General features: G+C 69.8%; 16 protein-coding genes and 4 pseudogenes. 8 read left to right on the forward strand and 12 right to left on the reverse strand.

Features of this window, described 5'->3' with window-relative positions; translation table 11 throughout:
- Nucleotides 1-396 precede the first annotated feature (396 nt).
- The 5 genes and pseudogenes from LE548_RS43140 to LE548_RS43155 all read right to left on the reverse strand — a co-directional run bounded on the left by LE548_RS43140 (nucleotide 397) and on the right by LE548_RS43155 (nucleotide 3575).
- Complete coding sequence (locus LE548_RS43140) at nucleotides 397-1458, reverse strand: 1-acyl-sn-glycerol-3-phosphate acyltransferase (protein WP_225102520.1); 1062 nt, start codon at nucleotides 1456-1458, stop codon at nucleotides 397-399.
- Nucleotides 1455-2330, reverse strand: coding sequence for a patatin-like phospholipase family protein (locus LE548_RS43145; RefSeq protein WP_225102521.1), 876 nt, complete (start codon nucleotides 2328-2330; stop codon nucleotides 1455-1457). The genes LE548_RS43140 and LE548_RS43145 overlap by 4 nt, the downstream gene beginning before the upstream one ends.
- Before the next feature lie 86 nt (nucleotides 2331-2416).
- Nucleotides 2417-2551 (reverse strand): annotated as a pseudogene (locus LE548_RS46875) (IS21 family transposase); the annotation flags it as partial.
- 204 nt (nucleotides 2552-2755) lie between these two features.
- Nucleotides 2756-2923 carry a hypothetical protein gene (locus tag LE548_RS43150; protein WP_225102522.1) on the reverse strand — a complete coding sequence of 56 codons (168 nt, stop codon included), beginning with the start codon at nucleotides 2921-2923 and terminating at the stop codon, nucleotides 2756-2758.
- A 130-nt stretch (nucleotides 2924-3053) separates the two neighbouring features.
- Nucleotides 3054-3575 carry a hypothetical protein gene (locus LE548_RS43155; protein ID WP_225102523.1) on the reverse strand — a complete coding sequence of 174 codons (522 nt, stop codon included), beginning with the start codon at nucleotides 3573-3575 and terminating at the stop codon, nucleotides 3054-3056.
- Nucleotides 3576-4021: 446 nt separating this feature from the next.
- Between LE548_RS43155 and LE548_RS43160 the strand changes: the two genes are divergently transcribed.
- Both LE548_RS43160 and LE548_RS43165 read left to right on the forward strand, forming a co-directional pair.
- Complete coding sequence (locus tag LE548_RS43160) at nucleotides 4022-4177, forward strand: hypothetical protein (RefSeq protein ID WP_225102524.1); 156 nt, start codon at nucleotides 4022-4024, stop codon at nucleotides 4175-4177.
- Between the two features lie 232 nt (nucleotides 4178-4409).
- A pseudogene (locus LE548_RS43165) lies at nucleotides 4410-4975 on the forward strand (PP2C family protein-serine/threonine phosphatase); the annotation flags it as partial.
- A 524-nt stretch (nucleotides 4976-5499) separates the two neighbouring features.
- Here the strand turns inward: LE548_RS43165 and LE548_RS43170 are convergent.
- On the reverse strand, nucleotides 5500-5958 hold the full coding sequence (locus tag LE548_RS43170) for a transposase (protein ID WP_308031129.1): 459 nt from the start codon (nucleotides 5956-5958) through the stop codon (nucleotides 5500-5502).
- 721 nt (nucleotides 5959-6679) lie between these two features.
- On the opposite strand from LE548_RS43170, the gene LE548_RS43175 reads away from it, so the two are divergent.
- Nucleotides 6680-8611, forward strand: coding sequence for a protease pro-enzyme activation domain-containing protein (locus tag LE548_RS43175; RefSeq protein WP_225102525.1), 1932 nt, complete (start codon nucleotides 6680-6682; stop codon nucleotides 8609-8611).
- 370 nt (nucleotides 8612-8981) lie between these two features.
- On the opposite strand, the pseudogene LE548_RS43185 reads toward LE548_RS43175, so the two are convergent.
- The 5 genes and pseudogenes from LE548_RS43185 to LE548_RS43205 form a co-directional block, all read right to left on the reverse strand.
- Nucleotides 8982-9128, reverse strand: a pseudogene (locus LE548_RS43185) (ATP-binding protein); the annotation flags it as partial.
- Nucleotides 9129-9412: 284 nt separating this feature from the next.
- Nucleotides 9413-11875, reverse strand: coding sequence for a SpoIIE family protein phosphatase (locus LE548_RS43190; protein WP_225102526.1), 2463 nt, complete (start codon nucleotides 11873-11875; stop codon nucleotides 9413-9415).
- A 578-nt stretch (nucleotides 11876-12453) separates the two neighbouring features.
- Nucleotides 12454-13638 carry a cytochrome P450 gene (locus LE548_RS43195; protein WP_225102527.1) on the reverse strand — a complete coding sequence of 395 codons (1185 nt, stop codon included), beginning with the start codon at nucleotides 13636-13638 and terminating at the stop codon, nucleotides 12454-12456.
- Nucleotides 13639-13668: 30 nt separating this feature from the next.
- Nucleotides 13669-15024 (reverse strand): NAD(P)/FAD-dependent oxidoreductase, encoded by a 1356-nt coding sequence (locus LE548_RS43200; RefSeq protein ID WP_225102528.1) that lies wholly within the window; start codon nucleotides 15022-15024, stop codon nucleotides 13669-13671.
- Nucleotides 15014-15223 carry a ferredoxin gene (locus LE548_RS43205; protein WP_030176846.1) on the reverse strand — a complete coding sequence of 70 codons (210 nt, stop codon included), beginning with the start codon at nucleotides 15221-15223 and terminating at the stop codon, nucleotides 15014-15016. The genes LE548_RS43200 and LE548_RS43205 overlap by 11 nt, the downstream gene beginning before the upstream one ends.
- A gap of 371 nt (nucleotides 15224-15594) precedes the next feature.
- Here LE548_RS43205 and LE548_RS43210 point away from each other — a divergent pair, with 371 nt between their 5' ends.
- The 4 genes from LE548_RS43210 (at nucleotide 15595) to LE548_RS43225 (ending at nucleotide 18063) form a co-directional block, all read left to right on the forward strand.
- Nucleotides 15595-16080 carry a hypothetical protein gene (locus LE548_RS43210; protein ID WP_225102529.1) on the forward strand — a complete coding sequence of 162 codons (486 nt, stop codon included), beginning with the start codon at nucleotides 15595-15597 and terminating at the stop codon, nucleotides 16078-16080.
- Between the two features lie 343 nt (nucleotides 16081-16423).
- Nucleotides 16424-16846, forward strand: a complete 423-nt coding sequence (locus LE548_RS43215) for an SsgA family sporulation/cell division regulator (RefSeq protein WP_225102530.1) — start codon at nucleotides 16424-16426, stop codon at nucleotides 16844-16846.
- Nucleotides 16847-16888: 42 nt separating this feature from the next.
- A complete protein-coding gene (locus tag LE548_RS43220) occupies nucleotides 16889-17218 on the forward strand; it encodes an NIPSNAP family protein (protein ID WP_225102531.1) in 330 nt (109 codons plus the stop codon).
- 455 nt (nucleotides 17219-17673) lie between these two features.
- Nucleotides 17674-18063, forward strand: a complete 390-nt coding sequence (locus LE548_RS43225; protein ID WP_225102532.1) for an SsgA family sporulation/cell division regulator — start codon at nucleotides 17674-17676, stop codon at nucleotides 18061-18063.
- Nucleotides 18064-18357: 294 nt separating this feature from the next.
- Here LE548_RS43225 and tnpA read toward each other — a convergent pair.
- Nucleotides 18358-18773: pseudogene (gene tnpA, locus LE548_RS43230) on the reverse strand (IS200/IS605 family transposase).
- Nucleotides 18774-18807: 34 nt separating this feature from the next.
- On the opposite strand from tnpA, the gene LE548_RS43235 reads away from it, so the two are divergent.
- Entirely contained in the window at nucleotides 18808-19098 is a 291-nt protein-coding gene (locus tag LE548_RS43235) for a transposase (RefSeq protein ID WP_308031133.1), read from the forward strand.
- Nucleotides 19099-19144: the final 46 nt, after the last annotated feature.

The following is a 19144-nucleotide window of genomic DNA, read 5'->3' on the forward strand; positions in this document are numbered from 1 at the left end:
CCACCTCCTACGAGGCAGCGGTCTCTCTCGCCTCATTCCTGCTCTGGGCAAGATCCGTTTGAAGACGGACCCTAGATCCCCTCCGGCCACAAGGCCTTCGGCGGCGCACTTCGCGTACGCATCGACAGCAGTGCCAATCGCAGCCCCACGCTGAACGCGAAAGGGGAAATCCCTGGGCAGCTCTACGACTGGGGTAAAACTCCAAGACACCGGGAACCGGCATCACGGCCCCGCCTGCAGTTCTGCGCCGAGGCCTCCTTGGAGGGGCTCCGCCGGTGCCTGCTGCTCCTGGGACAACTGCTCACGGCCGTCGGGTGATCGACTGCTGAGTCAGGGACCGCGTGCGGATTCCGGTTGCCCTTGTCGGCCGTCCCACCGTGTTTGATGCCGTCGACCTCATGCGTGCGTGGCCTGCGATGTCGCATGGTCGGCGATCCAGCGGTCGACGCGGGCCCATTGGGCGAGCAGCCACCGGCTGCGAGCATCGTCGCCCGGAGGGACGCGGCGTGCGGGTATGCGCCACCAGTGCGCCCGTACGCTCTCCCGAAGCGGCAGCCGGCTCCAGACGGTGCGCGCGGAGTGGACGACGTCGAGGCCCGTGTGGGCGACGAAGACCACGTCGGCCGCGGGCGCGGCGGCGAGCGCGGCGAGGGCACCGGCGTCCTGCGGCGGCAGGACATGGTGCATCCGTTCCGCGTGGGAGGCGCGGCGAGGCAATCCCCGGCAGCGTAGGGAGGCGATCGCGTGTCGACGGCGGCGCGGTGTGAAGTTGCCGCCCTCCGGAAAGATCACGAGGGCATCGCCCGGGCCCAGCCGGGCCGCGAGGTTCCCGATCGCGTCCTCTGCCCGGCCCTTGCAATGCGGAAGGAAGCAGTGGGGGACTCGCCCGATGAGGACGTCGAGAGCGGGGTCGGCGCGTAGTGTCCGTTTCAGGACGGGGTGGGGGCGCAGTCCGGCCTGGCTGAGGAGTATCTGGAGCAGCAGGAAGGAGTCGCCGACCCCGGCGTGCCGTGCGAAGACCAGGACCGGCGCCGTTGCGTGTCCCCTCTGGCCTGGGAGCGGTGGAGTCACCTCCACCTGGAGCCTGAAGATCCGCTCGGCCGCACGGCGTAGCAGCCACAGCAGCCTCTCCAGCACGGCGAACACATCCGCGGCGCGCCGCTCCTTGCCCGCCCGTCCCTCGGGCAGTCGTCGCACCCACAGACCGGCGGCGGCCACGAGCCCGGCCAAGTCCACCAGGAGGTACAGAAGGACGTAGCCGGTGATCCGTACCGGCCTCCACGGGCCGCGCGTGGCCAGTGACACCGGCGCACTGAGCAAGCCCGCGGCGACGAGTAGCGCGGCAACCGTGGGGACGAGGGCGAGCAGCAGCGCGGTGCTGGTCGTACGGCGCAGCCCGGTGACCACCTTGCCGGTGAGCCGCGCCGGGCGTCTTCGGGCCACACCCGCATCGGTCATGGCGTGCCGCCAGGTGGGCTGAGTGCGGTCTCGAGATACCGGGAGGAGGCAGCGTAGGCGCGCTCGATGCGCTCGGCGGTCCGGCCGAAGCTGCGGTACCGCAGCTGCCGCAGGGTGGCTGTGCCTTCCTCGCGGCCCGAGCCCGAGGGCAGGACGCGGACCGTGACGCCGGGTGGCAGGTCCGCCATGTCGCGGGCGAACCGGTGCCGACGAGCGATCTCGAACGCCACCAGGGCCACCTGCCAGGGAGCGCGCGGTGGGGAGAGGGCTTGCTCGACGCGGCCGACCTGCAGGACGTAGACCTCGGTCGCGCCCAGGGCCACTGCGCGGTCGACGGGGATGCTGTTGACCAGGCCGCCGTCGACGAAGTGCTCACCATCGAGCCGCACGGGCGGCAGCAGCCCGGGCACTGCGCACGAGGCGAGCACGGCGTCCACCAGCGGTCCGGCGGCGAACCAGTGCTCGGCGGCCCGTTCGATGTTCGCCGCGACGCACTGGAACGGCAGAGCCAGATCCTCGATATCAGTCACCGGAATGTGGGAGGAGAGCAGTTCGCGCAGCGGCGTGGGGTGGTACAGGTGAGTGCCGCTGCGTACGACGGTGCCCAGCCGCCCGAGCACCGATCCGGAGAACACGCCGGCACGTCCAAGGCCGGTCCACAGGTCGGCGAGCCGGGCCACCGACGCCCGTGACGGGTCGGCCGCGACGGCGGCGCCGTTGATCGCGCCGACGGAGGTGCCGACGACGAGGTCCGGGTTCACGGCGGCGGCGAAGAGAGCCTTGAGCATGCCCACCTCGTAGGCGCCGAGCGCACCGCCGCCGCCCAACACGAAGGCACGGGTCGGGGGACGGGTGGGACGGCTGTCCTCCATGGCCGAAGAGTGCCCCGACACAGGGTCGGCAACCACCGAGGGACCCCTCGCCGACCGCAGCGGCGGGCGGAATGTGCCGGGGACAGCTCCTCCGCTGTGTGAACCCCCCGCCCGCGACGACGCAGGCGGCTGCCGTCGGCTCCGGGGACGGTGGAGTGCAGTGTGACCTGCGACTTCGTAGCCCGGATTCCGACCAGCTGGCGTGGGCGGACCTTCCGGGCGCAGGCGATGGTGGCCATGCGTTTCCGGTTGGATTCTCGCTGTGCGCGCGGCGGCCGGCGGGGGCGCCCTTGGCGGCTTTCCGGCGGGTCGCTTCGCGCAGGGCCTCGGGCCTCATGACGATGCCCTTGCCGTCGGCCTGGATCACCAGCGGCATGTCGCGGGTGCGGGGGACGGCGATCCTGGCCTGGTAGAACGCGTCGATGTCACCTGCCGCGGACACCAGGAGTCGGGGGTTGTCGTCTGCCCGGCACATGGCCGCAGCGGCGGCGGATCGCTTCGAGGGCCTGGTCGTAGGAGCTGCGTACGGCCTCGGTGACCGCCGGGCGCCGTAGGCTCAGCGACTCACGCCCGGCCTGCAGTGACAGAGGCACGCCCGCGGGATGTACGTTGCGGACTCCCGGTCCCGGTGAGCGATGCGGCGCACCCTTACGTGTCCGAACAGCCAGGTCAGCCATCGTTCATGACCTGGCTCGCGCCCTGGACGCTCCCTTCCTGCCGGCCTCACCTGGCGTGGAGCGGCACATCACGGGCTCGCTGTTCCTCACGTATCGCCCGTAGGTCGAGATGGTCCTGCAGGAGTTGCCGGATCAGGGGCGCGTCCGGCGTGGTCGAGGTGTTCTTCCAGTGTGACCGAGCGGGCAAACGGGTCAGGCGTGCCGCCGGTGTCGTACTGTTCCATCCGGGCTCTTCTTTCTTCCGGTTCGTTTCGGTTGGCACCTGCGAACTTGGAGGGAAGAGCCCTTCTTTCAGGGTGACTTGGAGGCCGGTCGTTCTGTTGCGGGCCGGGGTGAACAGGCCGGGCGTGTCCTCGTCCAGCCGGCTGGGTTCGACCAGACGCTTCAGCTTCGAGCGAGTGCCCTCGACCTTCGCGGTCTCGGCGGGCAGGCCGATCCTCGGCACGATCTGCTTCGCCCGCACCGGCCCCGCAGCGGCCCCCACGACCTCCAAGATGTCCTGGTGGACCCGTGGCAGCACCTCCGGCTCCAGGCCCGGCTGCCACTTCGGCACCGCCAGCACCCCCACGACCCGCCGTTCCGCCCCTGCGAACGGCGACACATCCTCCGCCGTCAGCAGCGCATCCCGTACCGCTTTTCCCGGATCGCCACCGGCCACCCTCGCCAGGAGCTCACCAGCGGTCTCCCGGGTGATCACCAGCTGCGACAGCCGCTCACGCTCAGCCTCCAGCCGAACCATCGACTCAGCCCCCGGAGCTTGAGTTCTTCCACACGCCTCCCCAGGTCAAGCCATCCCTCGAAACGATCCGCACCCAGCTTCGATCTCTATGTCCGGCATGAGCCGACGCCGATCAGGGTCGACCGGGCACTCCTTGTGTGCCAGAGCTTGGACGACGGCGATGACACCGTTGTTCAGCCCGACCCGCGGAGTCTCGCCCTCTGGGGGATCTGCTGATTGGGTCCCCCGACCCCGGCAACCCGGATGATGATGCGATCGATGACCTCGTGTGGAGCGTGAGCTCCGACGCGAACGAGCATAGGTTGATCCTCTGTGTCGGCTGGACGCGGGCCGACGGCTTCTCCCGTGCGGTCTTTGCCCTCGCGCAAAAACACGGTCTGACCTGCTTTGACCTGCAGCACAACGAGGTGCACAACCCATTGACGCCGTGAGGGGCGCTGCCCCTTGTGGCGTTGGTCCGGTGCGCATTGCGAGGGTCGGCTGTGTCCCAGGGGGAACCCGGATCGCAGCGATGGTCCAGGCGATTTCTCCGGTGAGGGAGGCAGCAATGAGGGGCCCGGATGGTCCGCAGGAAGCGGTTGTCAGGGCCCTCGACGCCCTCGGCACGGGTGCCTACCTGACGGACGAACAGGGCCTCATCGTCGCCGTCAACGCGCGTGGCGAGGAACTCACGTCGGCCACGACCTGGAGGCCGCGGCCGGCATGGCCCAGCTGCGCAACATGCTCCGCGCGTACGCGGTGTCCCAGCAGAGGCCACCGAGCAAGATCGTGGAATGGCTCGACCGGGCGACCCTGGACATCGCGGAGGTCTCCATGGCCACGCTGGTCTTTGCCCGCATGAGTGAGAACGATGCCGGCCAGTGCGAGCTGTCTTGGACCAACGCGGGCCATCCACGCCGCTGCTGGTCACCCATGAGGGCATGGCCCGCTATCTGACCGACGGCCACGGGATCCTCCTGGGTGTCACACCCGGCCAGGTTCGCCCCGACGCGACAGCGGAACTGCCTCCAGGGGCAACCCTGTTCCTCTACACCGACGGCCTGATCGAGTCCCCGAGCCACACCCTGGACGAGGGCCTGAACCGTCTGCGCCGCCACGCCGCGTCCTTGGCCCACCGCCCCCTGGAATCCTTCACCGACGAGCTGTTGGCGCGGGCGCGCCCACCGGACAACGACGACGACGTGGCCCTGTTGGCCGTCCGGTACGGGCCACCAGCCTCGTCTTTTTGAAGCTCCCGAAGCCGTGAGACGGCACCGGCAAGTTCCGCGTCAGCCTGTCAACGATCCCTGCCGGCTCCATCAACCGCAGGTCGGGGCCTCTCGGCCGCTCTACCGGAGCTGCCGTCCGAGACCTGGGAGGGTCGGTGGCGTTTGAATCCGGCGGCGCGCCCGGCACTCCGGTGGAGAGGGACTCAGGAGACGACGGCGTCATCCACCGTTTCTCGTATCTCCAGGACGTTGTCGGCTCCGGTGATCTAGAAGAGTCGCTGAAGCTGCTGGGGCGGCGCGACCACGCGCAGGGTGCCCGCTCAGTGGGTCTGGATCAACAGATTGAGAAACGGCGCGTCCGCGAGCTTCCTGGCGGCGGCGCCCAGTGCGTACGCGAGAGGCTCGGGGCTCGGCGACAGCCGCGTCGCTGCGGCGGGCACGATTGAGGTTCTGCCAGTGGCGGGTTTCGGCGGCTGCGCCTGCGACCAGGACGCTCAGACTTCGATCACACGAACTCGCATCCATCAAGGTTCGGTGGCACACGATCAAGGTTCGCCAGCACGGGACACCATCCACCCGCTGTGACTGATCGCGCTACTTGGCCATCGGAGAATCACAGTTGGCCACACACCTACCTGAGCTGTCACACATGCGACGGGCCGACGATCGCGCTTGCCGCCCGTCGGGCAGAGCCGTTCCCGGCTGCCGGCGGGGCGCCGGTGGGAGCCGGCACGAAGATCACGAACTGCCGGTGAGTCTTGAGGGGACTCCGTCTCGTGCGTCTCGCCCGTATCGCTGCCGCAGCTGTCACTGCCTTCACCGCACTTCTCATATCGACGACCGCGCACGCCGCCCCGGCTGCCGCCGCCGTACCCGGTGCTCAGGACTGTGAAGTCGCATCCCGGATCGTCCAGCTCCAGGCCCAGACAGTACTTCCAGTCCAGACGCCGGCGGACGTCGTCCGCCGACTGCCGGTCGGTGAGGTTCTCCGCGTACTGCAGCACCGATACGAGGGCCAACCGAGCGGGCGATAGCCCACGCAGCCCATCAGTCGGATACCAGTCGGCGAAGTCAGCATCCGTGACGAGCCGTCCAGCCGGTCACGCACCCACATCGCTGCTGTGCCATGAGGATTGCCGGCCCGCGCCATCCGCACCGTAACCGGCGGAATCACCTGACCCAATCCCGCACCCATTGCCACCGCGGTCACCCCTCCGACCGCCGGTACCGCGCCGCTTCCACCAGGGCAGCACTACGAGGACATCAACACAGCCACGGTCAGCAGACTTCACCCCCCGAGTGAAGATCACCAACAGCATCCAGAAGTTGAACCAGGACCTGTTCTCAAGGACAAAGCCAGGGGCGGGCGTCTACACCACGGCGTGGTGGGGGGATTAGCCCCGGTGCCCGGTGCCCGGTGCCCGGTGCCCGGTGCCCGGTGCCCGGTGCCCCGCTTCGTGAGGGCAGAGGAGGAACGCGTGCCGGTCGTCGCCGGTCGCCGACGACGGGCGGGGTCGGGCGGGGCCTGGAACCGGCCGTTCGCGGGACCACCGCAACCCGGGAGCACGGACCCGCGTCGTAGCAGGGGGCACGAGCCGGAAAGCGGCGGGTGCGGGAGCGATCGGACCGGGCTGGGGGAAGTACGTGGACAGAGCCTTGTCAGTGGTGTCGAACGGGCGGACGGCGGGTGCCACGAGGCGGGGCCGACGCAGAGCCGCCGTCGCGATGGCCGGTTGCGCGGCGGTGGTGGCCGCGGGGGCGATGCTGGGGGTGCCCGGCAGCGCGCAGGCGGCCACCACCGCGCCGGTGCCGGGGACGGTGTCCCCGGCCGTGCGCATCCTGCCGCGCGCCGGTACGGTGCCGGCCTCCGGGCAGCTGACCGTGCAGGTGTGGCTGACCCCGGATCTGGCCGGTGCGGCGGCGTTCGCCGACGCGGTCGCCACGCCGGGCAGCGCGGAGTTCCACCACTACCTGCGCCCGGACGGCTACACCGCCCGGTTCGGTCCCAGCGCCGCGCACGCCAAGGCCGTCGCGCAGTGGCTGAGCGCCGAGGGCCTGACGCGGGTCGACATCAGCCGGGGCCGCGACTACGTCTCGGCGACCGGGCCGGTCTCGACGGTCCAGTCGGCGTTCCGGGTGCGGATCAACCGCTACCGGACCGAAGACGCCAACGGCACACCGACGGTCGTCCAGTCCAACGACCGCGACGTGTCGGTCCCCGCCTCGCTCGCACCCGACGTCCTGGGCGTGACCGGGATGAGCGGCGCCCGTCCGGCCACATCCCAGAGCACGACCGTACGGGAAGGGCCGGGGCGGCCCCTCGCGGCGGCGCCGGCACCGACGTGCTCCCAGTACTGGGCGCAGCACACCCACACCCTCGCCCCGGCCTACCGGGGCGTGCACACGGTGGCGCTGCCGGTGTGCGGGTACTCCGCCGCCCAGATCCGCGCCGCCTACGGGGCGAACTGGACGGACACCGGCAAGGGCCAGACCGTGGCCCTGACCGAGGAGGAGTCGCCGACCGCGATGTACCGGACGCTGAAGGAGTACGCGCGCCGCAACCATCTGCCCGCGCCGAAACCCTCCCAGTTCCGGGAGGTCCGCTCCGCGACCACCTGCCGCACCGCACCGCACCGCACGACGGCGGCCCCGGCGCCCGCCGTCGACGACGAGGCGGAGATGGACTCCGAGGCCGTCTACACCATGGCCCCTGGCGCCGACCAGCTCATGGTGATCGGGGGCGGCTGCGACGAGGACCAGGCGCTGCTCGACGCCGCCGTGACCGTACTGACCGGCGACGGCCGTCACCCCGGCGCCTCCATCGTGTCCAACTCCTGGCAGATCCCCCTGGGCGCGGTGCCGGAGCGCACCGTGCACGCGATCGACGTGCGGGCCGCCGCCGAAGGGGTCGGGATGTACTTCGCCTCCGGCGACACCCCCGGGCTGACGGTCACCGACTCCGACCCGTACGCGGTGGCGGTCGGCGGCACCAGCCTCGGCATCGGGGCGGCGGGCAACCGGGTCTTCGAGACCGGGTGGTCCGACGACTACGGTTCCCTGGACCACGGCACGTGGACCGACCTCGGCGTCAGCGCGGGCGGCGGAGGGGGCACCAGCCTCGTCCACGCGCAGCCCGCCTACCAGAAGGGTGTCGTCCCCGCGTCGATGTCGCGTGTCCGCGTCGGCCAGCGGGTCGCCACCAATCGCGCCGTGCCCGACCTCGCCGCCGACGGCGACCCCGACACCGGCCTGCTGACCGGGTACACCGAGTCGGGGGACGACGCCAGGCCGGGCCCCTACCGGACCATGGTGAACGGCGGTACCAGCCTGGCGTGCCCGCTGATCGCCGGCCTCGTCGCCGACGCCCAGCAGGGCCGGAAGTCGCCGTTCGGCTTCAGCAACCCGCTGATCTACCGGCTCGCCGGCACCCGGGCCTACCACGACGTGCTGCCGATCGGCCCGCGGACGCCCCAGCAGGACCGGGGCGCCTATGTGCCGTCGGTCGGCCCCGGCGGCAGCCCGGGCGTCGACCTCTTCGACGTCCAGGACCACGCCTCCACCGAGCAGGTCACCGCCAAGGGGTACGACACCATGACGGGCGTCGGCACACCGGACGGCGCCGCCTTCATCGCCGGGCTGCGCCGCCTCGCCCCCTGAGTGGCCGGCACGAACTTCGGATTTCCCCGTCCACGGCCACTTCAGCTGCCCACCGTAGCCATTTCGACTGCCCGCTGGCGGCCACCTTGTGTGCACAGCGTGACGTCATTCTCGACGGCCCTCGCCCCACCACGGCAGGATCGGTGGCAGGTCGCTGAGCCCGCGGGCTGGCCGCCTGGGCATCGGCGACTCCCCATCGTCCCCGTCCCAGCGGCGTGCGTATGGGTCCTCGCCCTCTACACCGACGGCCTGATCGAAGCCCGCGACCACGACATCGAAGCGGGTATCGCCATGCTCGGCCAAGCCCTCGCCCAGCCGGCCGGGCTCCCGACGTGGGATTCCCCGTAGGCCCAACGAGCGCTGGGACCGATCAGCGTGAGCACTCGATGAGCTGTTCGGACCAGATCGTCTTGCGGTTCTGGCCATGGCGGCAGCCCCAGCGCTCGGCGAGTTGGGCGACGAGGAACAGGCCGCGTCCGCCCTCGTCGGTGGTGCGGGCGCGGCGCAGGCGGGGCTGGTACCTGGCCGAACGCCGGCACGTGCGTGGCCCCGCTCAGGTCGTCCGTGAGGTCGGCCACCAGTTCCCGCACGGGGCGGCGCTGGACATCGTCGGCGGGGAACCCCATCAGATCCTCTGCTGGCCCGGTCCACCCCACCACCACGCCTCGATCGTCGAGCACCGCGGCTGCCAGGCCGTCCAACGCGGACATACTGCCGCGGGGACCGGCACCGGAGACGCTCATCGCTGCTGAGATCGGCATGCGCGGACGTTTGCTGTCGACCGCCCGGCTTGCCGGCGGGTCACCGTGCGCCAGCTGTGGAGGGCAGGTCCTGTTCGGCCCAGACGACCTTGCCGTCCGTTGCGGAACGGGAGCCCCACCTGCGCGAGAGCTGTGCGACCAGGTGGAGGCCGCGACCGTGCTCTTCGAGCGTGTGGGGACGGCGGGGGCGTGGCTGGCCGGTGTTGCTGTCGAAGACCTCGCACGTCAGCACCCGGTGCTGGATGAGCCGTAGGCGGCTGGGTCCGCCGCCGTGGCGGATGGCGTTGGTGACCAGTTCGCTGACGATCGACTCCACGGGCGTCACGAGCGGCTCCAGTCCCCATTCCCTGAGCTGACGGGCGGCCAGGTGCCGGGCTGTTGTGACGGTGACCGGTTCGTTCGGCAGGTCCCAGGAGGCGACCTGGGTGGGCTGGAGCGCGCGGGTCCGGGCAAGGAGCAAGGTGACGTCGTCGGCTGGTGTGTGCCTTTGCGAGGCTTCCATCACTCGCGAGCACATCTCCTCCAGGGACGCGCCCGGCTGTGCCAGGGCGGCGCCCAGACGGTCCAGGCCGACGTCGATGTCCTCGTCCCGGGACTCCACCAACCCGTCGGAGTAGAGAGCGATCACACTTCCCTCGGGCAGTTCCAGTTCCACGGACTCGAAGGGAACCAGGTCCAGACCGAGGCCGAGCGGGGCTCCGGCGGGCAGCTCGGGGACGGTGACCCCGCCCTGTGCGCCGACGATCAGGGGCGGCGGATGCCCGGCGCGCGCCATCGTGCACCGCCGGGTGACTGGGTCGTAGACGGCGTACAGACAGGTGGCGCTCACCACCGCGGGGGCCTCGCCGGAGTCATCGGTGTCCTCGTCGTTCAGCCGCCGGACCGTGTCGTCGAGATGCGCCAGCAGTTCGTCCGGGGGCAGGTCGAGGTCCGCGAGCGTGCGCACGGCGGTGCGCAGCCTGCCCATGGTCGCCGCGGCGTTGATGCCGTGTCCGACCACATCGCCGACGACGAGGGCCACCCGGGCCCCGGACAACTCGATCACGTCGAACCAGTCACCTCCCACGCCGTGGTCCATGTCGGCCGGCACATAGCGCGAGGCGACCTCGACGGCGGCACCGCCCTGCACCCGGCGGGGCAGCAGGTCGCGTTGCAGCGTGAGGGCGGCAGTGCGTTCACGGGCGTACTGGAGCGCGTTCTCCAGACTGAGCGCGGCCCGGGTGACCAGTTCCTCGGCGAGGAGCAGATCGTCGTCCTGGAATGGCGTCTGCTCCGCGGAGCGGCCGAACAGCGCCAGGCCCAGCACGCAGCGCCGCGCGCGGATGGGTACGACCATCAAGGAGTGGACGCCGCTGTCGCGTACCCTCTGCGCCCGCACCGGGTCGCGGTCGACCCAGGGTCCGGCATGGGTGTCCAGCACGGGTTCCAGGTAGGACCGGCCCGTACGTACGGCGGCGGTGAACGGCGAGTCCGGGTGGGCGTGCACGACCTCTTCGCGCACCCACGGCAACTCCAGGACACCCAGGTCGACGGAGGCCACGCCGGCACGACGCAGCAGCGGAGGACGGCCGCTCATCGTGCCGGTCCGAGCCGACGGCTCGACGCCGAACGGAACCGACTCCACCAGGTCGACGAGGGCATGGTCGGCCAGGAGGGGTACGGCGAGCTCGGCCAGTTCCTGCCCGGTCTGCATCACGTCGAGAGTGCTGCCGATGTGGGTGCTGGCCTCGCTGAGGATGGCGAGGCGCTCGCGTGCCCGCCGGTTTCCGGTGACGTCCACGATCATGGAGCACACGCCCAGGGGCGTGCCGTCCGCGCCCTGGAGGCAGAAGAACGAGGCCGAGAACGCATGTTCACGGCGCCGGTCAGCCGGCGGCCATGCCCGGTATTCGTGCACCCTCGTGGTCCCGCTCTCCAGCACCTGCCGCATCACCACCTCCAGCGCTTCGGCCTCGACGGCGGGCAGGGAGTCCTTCAGTCCGCGCCCGAACCGCCGGTGGCGAGACACGCCGTCGTAACGCTCCATGGCGTCGTTCACCCAGACACAGCGCAGCCGCGGGTCATAGACGACGATGCCGATCGGGACTCGGGCAAGGAGCGACTCCCGCACCGGCCCCCCGGTCGCCCCCGACGACAAGGAGTCGATGTCCGTGACGGACACCAGCCACCGGGTGCCTGCGTCCTGCCCTCGCAGCAGCGAGACCCGCAGCGTCATCCTGAGCGTGTGGCCGTCGCGGTGGCGTATCGCCACGGTCCCCGACCAGGCCTCCTGCGCCCGGCGCTCCTCGGCCAAGGTTGACGCCCTCCGTGCCTCCTCGGGCGACGGCAGCACGTGCGCGGCGGACCGGCCCACCACCTCCCCGGCCGAGTAGCCGACAAGCCGCTGCGCGGCCTGCGTCCACCCCACCACAATGCCCTCCGCATCGAGGACCGCTATCGCGGCGTCGGGCAGCTCAGGAGGGCTCACCGGCTCGGCGAGGGGGGTGCGGTCGGTGTGGGTCATCGCGGCTCATCCCATCGGTGCGGAGGTCAAGCGAGCGTCGGCGTAGTGCCGCGGCTCTGTGTGCAGCGGTGGTGAACGGCGTTGTCCGGTGAGCGCCACACGTGGGGTATATGTCTGTATACGACATTCTGTCCACTTATGATGAAATTGTCAGATGTAATCCTTTCATCGTCAAGCTCCTGAACCATCAAATGTGTGTGGGTACGTGCTTTCCGCCGCGGCGCGCCGGATGGGGGCGTCAGGCGTGCCGGTGACAGCCCCGCTGGAATCGCTACGAACGCGGTCGCTCCGAGACCTGGCAGGCCCTCGAGTGGGCGGACGGGGTCTCGGCTCCTTCTCCAACCACTTCACGGCCAAGCCGAACCTGCGCCCGCACGGCCGGATCACACCTGGCGATCACGGGGCTTTCCGGCGCTACTGGAGCTGTGCCTCCTGGCTCGAAGCGGTCAATGGGCAAGCCTCGGACAGCATGGCTGAGATGCTCCTCACATGCTCGACCTGTCCACGGACGAGGCCCGCGGCGGCGTCCTGCGCCCTCTTGCCGCTGCAGCCTGACGAGAGCGCCGTGCCCCTCGGCTTCATAGGTGGATGGGCAGGTGGCGGGGTCCGCGAAGCATGGCGTTCTGCCGGTAGGGGGGCGGGTCCTGGGCCAGGCTTGCCGTCGCGAGATAGGGAAGCAGCGCGCCGAGCGCGGCGTAAGCCTCGACACGGGCCAAGGGGCCGCCGTAGCAGGCATGGATGCCACTGCCGAAGCCGAGGTGCTGGTTGTCCGGGCGGGCGGGGTCGAACCGGTCGGGGTCGGGGAACCGCTGGGGGTCGCGGTTGCCTGAGGCGAGGGCCAGGATCACGGAGGCGCCTTGGGGGATGGGCGTACCGGCGACGTCCACGTCGGCGTGCGGGATGCGCTCACGCATATGGACCGGGGGCTCGTAGCGCAGCAGCTCCTCCACCGCACGCGGGAGCAACTCCGGTTCCCGGCGCAGCCGGTCCAGCTGCTCGGGCTGGCGCAGGAACGTGAGGGCGCCGTTGGCGATCAGGTTGACCGTCGTCTCGTGTCCGGCGATGAGGAGCAGTACGGCGGTTTCCGCGAGTTCCTCCTGGGTGAGCCGCAGGGCCGGGTCCGGCTCGTTGACGAAGGCGGAGAGCATGTCGTCGCCCGGCTTGCCACGGCGCTGCTCGGCCAGGTTCAACAGGTAGCCGCCCATCTCCATCCGCGCCTGGTCGCCGGCCTTGTCCGGCTCGGTGGAGTCGTCGTCGGGCCTGACGTCGGCGGCTGCGACGATCGCGTCGGACCAGGCCCGGAAGAGCGGCTCGTCCTCGTGCGGCACGCCGAGCAGGCGGCAGATCACGGTGACGGGCAGCGGATAGGCGAAGTCGTCGACGATGTCGATCTGCCGGCCCGCCTCGAAGGGCTCCAGCAGTTCCCTGGTGATCCGGTCGATCTCGCCGCGCATGCCGTCGACCCGGCCCGGGCTGTGCGGGGGCCCGAAGGGCCGCATGGCGAGGGTGCGCAGCCTGTGGTGCTCGGGGTCGTCGAGCCGCAGGAACGGCGGCTTGTGGGTTGTCTCGCCGCGGGTGCGGGGATCGGCACTCATCCGTGGGTCGTGGAGCAGAGCGGCGATGTGGTGGTAGGTGCCGATCAGGTAGCTGCCGTCGGCCTGCTGGACCACAGGACCGGCCTCGCGGAGTTCCGCGTACAGCGGATAGGGGTTGGGACGGCTGGCGTAGTCGGTGATCCGTGCCAGCAAGGTCGCGGAGTCCATGACGGCTCCTCGTAGGGGGCGGGATGGGGGCTACACCACCGTCAGCCGGCGGTCGGGAAGGTGACCGGTGAGTGCGACGGTCGGGCCGTGGGACAGCACGGAGGGGTCCGGTACGGCGGACGGGATCGTGACGTCGGCCACGATCGCACGGTCCTGCGCGCCGGGCGGGGGCGGGAAGGGAGCGGCGGTCTCGATCAGGTGCCGGTAGTAGTCGAGCGCCTTGGCCATGTCGACGGTGACGGCGGCGGTGACCCGGCCCTGGTAGCCGTAGACCATCGCCAGGCGGCGTGCCTCCAGGGAGCCCTGGGCGATGACCACGTGGTCGGAGTAGGTGGGGACGCCCACCGACTTGATGTTGAGTCCGAACTGGGTCGACCAGAAGACCGGGATGGCCAGGTGCGGGCGCTGCAGCGGTCCGGGGTTGACCATGTTGTGGGCCGCGACCTCGGCCTGCTCGACCGCGTTGCCCCAGTGTTCCAGGGACAGCATCTGGTAGCCGAACAGCGGGTGGGGGAAGCGGGAGACGTCGCCGGCCACGAAGACGTCGTCGGTGACGATCCCGTACATGTTGAAAGCCCGGCAGCCTGCGTCGCAGGCGATGCCGCGTGGGCCCGCCGCCAGCCCGGACTCCGCCAGCCACTCCACGTTGCGGATCGCGCCCAGCGCCACGACGCACACGTCCGCCTCGACGCGGCTGCCGTCGGACAGCTGCGCGCCAGTGAAGGCGCCGTTGCCGTTCAGGGCGGTGACTGTCACTCCGGTGCGCAGGTCCACGCCGTGATTGCGCTGCATGACGGCGGCGAGCTTGGACAGGGTGCCGCCGAGCGCGCCCACTAGGGGTGCGGGGCCGCGTTCGGCAACGGTCACCCCAAGGCCCAGTTCCCGGCAGGCTGAGGCGATCTCCGAGCCGGTGAAGCCGCCGCCGATCACCAGTACCCGCTCCGGTCTCGCGGCCAGCCGCTCGGCCAGTCCCGCGCCGTCCTCACGCGTGCGCAGGGTGAACACCCCGTCCAGGGCGCCTTCCTCCGGGTTGGGCCAGGGTCGTGCCCGGGTTCCGGTGGCGATCAGCAGCCGGTCGTAGGGCAGCGCATCGCCGTCGCCCAGCAGCACCCGTTTCGCCAGCAGGTCCAAACCGGTGGCGCGCACGCCGAGGCGCCACTCGGCGTCCGGGTCCCGGCGCATCGGCAGCTCAAGGGTGTCCGCCGTCGCCTGGCCCAGCAGCACCTGCTTGGACAGCGGCGGCCGGTCGTAGGGCGCATGGGGCTCGTCCCCGACCACGGTCAGAGACCCCGTGAAGCCCTCCTCGCGCAGCGCCTCCGCGGCTCTCAGCCCGGCCAGCGACGCGCCGACGACGACGATGCGGCCGTCTTTCAGGTCACCGGGCACCGGTGCTCACCTCTTCCCCGAGGAGGATCGCCTGCACCGGGCACGCCGCCGCGGCCTGACGTACCCGCTCCACCTGGTCGTCCGGGACGGCCGTGGCGTACAGCAGCCCCTCTTCCCCGTGCAGCTCGAACACCTCCGGGGCGAGGAACACGCACTGTGCATACCCCTGGCAGCGTGTGAGGTCGACAACGGTCCGCATCTCCACCACTTCTTCCTCCGTTGTCACACCCCCCTCATCTCCAGCATGGGGCCAGACCCGGATGCCTGCATGCCTTGTGATCGAGAGCTGGTATTCGGGCCAGCATGGTGAGAGGGAAGTGGATGAACTCCCGGGAAGCACCTTCCAGTTGCTGCAAGGCGTTCAGGTACGTCCCCTTCGGCCAGGTGGTCCGGGTGACCCGAGTCACTGTCACCGTCTCCCCATTTCCATACGTCGTATGGTTATCCTGGCAGGGCAATTCCGTACAACGTATGGAACTGTTGGCGGACAACGCCACCCAACGCCAGGCGCCTCACATCGCCTGCAAAAGCAGCCGTTGGTGCAGATCGCACCAACCGGAAGGAAAGATCATGAAGAAGCTCACGAAGCGGATTGCTGTCGCCATTTCCTCCGTGGCGGTCGCGGGTGTCGCCGTTGTCGGTGCCGGGGGCACCGCTTCGGCCGCGACTCCCGCCTCTGTGCATGTCCAGCGGTCGGCCGTCGGCGTCAACCCCGCCGACTACCGCTGGGACCACGGCGTGGGTTACCTGATCGAGCAGGGCTACTGCTGGGACGGACAGCGTGGCTGGCACCACGACGACCATGTCGCCGGCTCCCTCTGGCACAGCCGCGATGGTCGCTGCTACCGCTGGGACGATGAGGGGCGCGGGTGGAAGTCCGACAGGTCCTACCGGCTCGACTGGAACCGCTACGAGAGCGACGGCCGGGGCTGGGACCACCATGACTGGAACCGCGGTGACCGGGACTACTTCGGCTGGGACCACTACGACCGGAACCACGGTGGCTGGGACGACTACGGATGGGACCACTACAACCGGAACCACGGTGACCGGTAAGACACGTCCCGCCTGTGCCCCTGAGCGGAGGCCGTCCCCCTCGCCTTGATGCCTGTCGGCGGCAGGGATGCGACCGCTGGTCACGGATCAGCGGTCCCCTGCCCGCCGCCCGGGCGGGCGATCGAGGGAGGGCCTGCTCCCTGCTCCCCTCTGAACCTGCCTGCGGCACCACCTCGTGCCACAGGCGCGCGTCGCCCAACTGCCGCGACGCCACGACCCGCGCGGTCCGCCGATGCTGTCCGGCGCCCGGGCCCTGCTGAACACCTCCTGATTCGATGCGTGCTTGTCGCCACGAGCGCCGGGGCGCAGCCGAGGCAAGGGGGGCGCCTTGGAGTGAATGCCCATGGAGTCTTCGAGGACCGTGGTTCGGGCGGTGACCGCGCAGCTCGTCGTCTCGCGCACCTGCTCACAGCCCTTGTGCATGCGGCTGCGGTACGAGCCTGCTGATCCCTGCGTCGTCCGTGCCGCCTTTTTCATCCACGGCGACGAGCCGGTCGAATGGGTCCTGGGGCGTGACCTTCTGGCCGACGGCCTGAAGAACGGTTGCGCTGGGCATGGGGACGTCCGGATCTGGTCGGCCGCCGACCGTGGTGACCCCGCGATGTACATCGCTCTCGGGTCTCGCGCGGGCACCGCCCTCATCGAGGTCCCCCTGCACGACGTCAAGACCTTCCTGGAGCGCACGGAGGCCCTGGTGCCACGGGGCACCGAGTCGGGGCGCATCGACTGGGACGCCGAACTGGCATACCTGCTCTCGCAAAGCTGACCACTGATCATCCATGCTCAGACAGAAAAGGATCGACTGTTCATGTCCCAGTTCCAGCTTCGTGTCTACACGCTGTCCAGCGCGGAGGCGCTCGTCGCCTACGAGACCATCTGGTCCAAGCACATTCCCGGTATGGCGAAGCACCGCATCACCACGCACGGTGTCTGGACGGTGCCCGAGGCTCCCGGTAGTGGGACCCCCCAGCTGTACGCCCTCGTCTCCTACAGGGACGGCGACGACGTGCAGGAGCGGCTGCTGGCGTATCTGGCCAGCCCGGAATTCCGCGCCGACATGGAGGGCTTCGACCTCGGCCAGATCGTCGGCGTTACCGAGACCGTGCTGACACCCACCGCCGACTCACCCCTGCGCTGACGTTCGGCCTGCGACGAGTGACGCGGCCAGCAGCGCCGGTATCCGGCGGCCCTGCGACGGTGGTCCCGATGTCGTTGATGGCGACCCACCAGGGGTGGCCCTTGCTGGCATCGATACCGACCCATGAGCAGGGCACCTGTGTCGTCTCCTCGGACTCGGACAGCGTGCCGTTCCGGTCCAAGGGCGGCTCTGCCCTGCGTGACCTGGCCCCGGCAACCGCGGCCAGCGTCGAGGTGGGGACCGTGACGAGTCGGTTCACCACAACCACAACCGGTACAGCGTCGATCGCTGAGACAAAGGGCGCCCTTTGTCCGGCAACCACCGTTGGCCACATCTCCGTCTGTGCAGCCTCTTTGAATCCGACGACAGCCCTTCCGATGGCCCTCCCCAGATGACTCGAAGCACCAGGAGTAAGACCGATGAAGTCATTGAGAACTTTGATCCAGGGACTACCTGTGAAGCTTGTCGGCGTACATGCGACGTCCTTGCCCGTGATCATGAATCTGCGGTATGCGCCGAGTGATCCCTATGTGGTCCATGCCGCATTCACTACCGATGTCGACAGCGACGAGCCGGTGGAATGGATCATCGGGCGCGATTTGCTGATCGACGGCCTGGAGGGCCCCGCCGGCGAGGGAGACGTTCGCATATGGCCCGTCGGCGAGGAGGGCTGCCGCGACTTGTACATCCTTCTCAACCCGCCGTCCGGTACGGCCCTGCTCAAGGCCCCAGCGCAGGAAGTCAAGGCGTTCCTGCAGGAAACGGAGGCAGTGGTGCCCCGGGGGGCCGAGCTCGGCCACAGCGACTTCGACCGCTTGCTGGCGCACCTCCTCGCCGAAGGGTGAGTCCCGGCATGGTGCGACCTGAGGCAGGCACACGGACGTCTGCGCCTCGGTGTTCACAGCCATGGTGAGTGGATGTCCGCAGTCGTGGCGTCGAGGGCGGCCAGGCCGAAGCCAGCCTCGGTCAGGATGTTCGCCGCGACTCCGCGGCCGACCCGCCCCGGTGAGACCAGCCGCCACGCGGCAACCCGCTGCCGGTGACTTGGCCAGTGCACCGGGCTTCAGTCCGGTGGTGAAGGCGATCCTCGGCCCGGAGGCGCGCAGCGTCGGTGTTCGCTCCGCTTCCGGGATCTCGGCTCACGCCGGGCGGTTCTGCTGCTCGATGTACTGACGGACGGCCGACAGCGGAGCCCCGCCGACCGACCCGGCAAAGTACGAGCCGGACCACAGCCGCTGAGCGCGCCAGTAGTGCGGCTCCAGCTCGGGGAACTCCGGCGCATGTACCGGGAGCTGACGCCCTTGAGGGAGTTGACCAGCTTCGACAGGGCCACCTTCGGGGGGAAGCTCACCAGCAGGTGGACGTGGTTGTTCTCGCCGTTGAACTCCTTCAGCTCCACCTCGAAGTCGGTGCAGACATCCCGCATGATCTCTTTCATCCGGCGAAGGTGTCGGCCGGTGAACACCTGGTGCCGGTACTTGGTCACGAAAACCAAGTGGGCGTGTAGCAGGAACGCGCAGTGTCTGCCAGTTCTGATCTCTCCATACTCAGCCATAAACCAGGTAGGCCTGCCGTCCGGGCCGTCGTCCGTGACGGTCATCAAGGACGCCTCCGGCAGGTACTTCGCCTCGTTCGTGGTGGAGACCGAGGACAAGCCGCTTCCCGAACTGGACCTGGACGAGACCGGAACCGGCATCGACCTGGGTCTGTCCTCCTATGCCGTGCTGCGGGGCCGGAAGATCGCCTCTGCGAAGTTCTTCCGGCGGCAGGAGAAGAAGCCGCGTTGCGCCCAGCGCAAGCTGTCGCGCTGCGTGAAGGGCTCGAACAACCGGCGCAAGGCCAAGCGGGCTGAGCTGCACCCCGTTTCGTGGAGTCCCTGATGCCAGGGTTACGATCCTGGCGAAGGAGATCCACCAGCACCATGGC

This window comes from Streptomyces sp. CoH27 (genome assembly GCF_020181035.1).
Classification (GTDB): Bacteria; Actinomycetota; Actinomycetes; order Streptomycetales; family Streptomycetaceae; genus Streptomyces; species Streptomyces camelliae.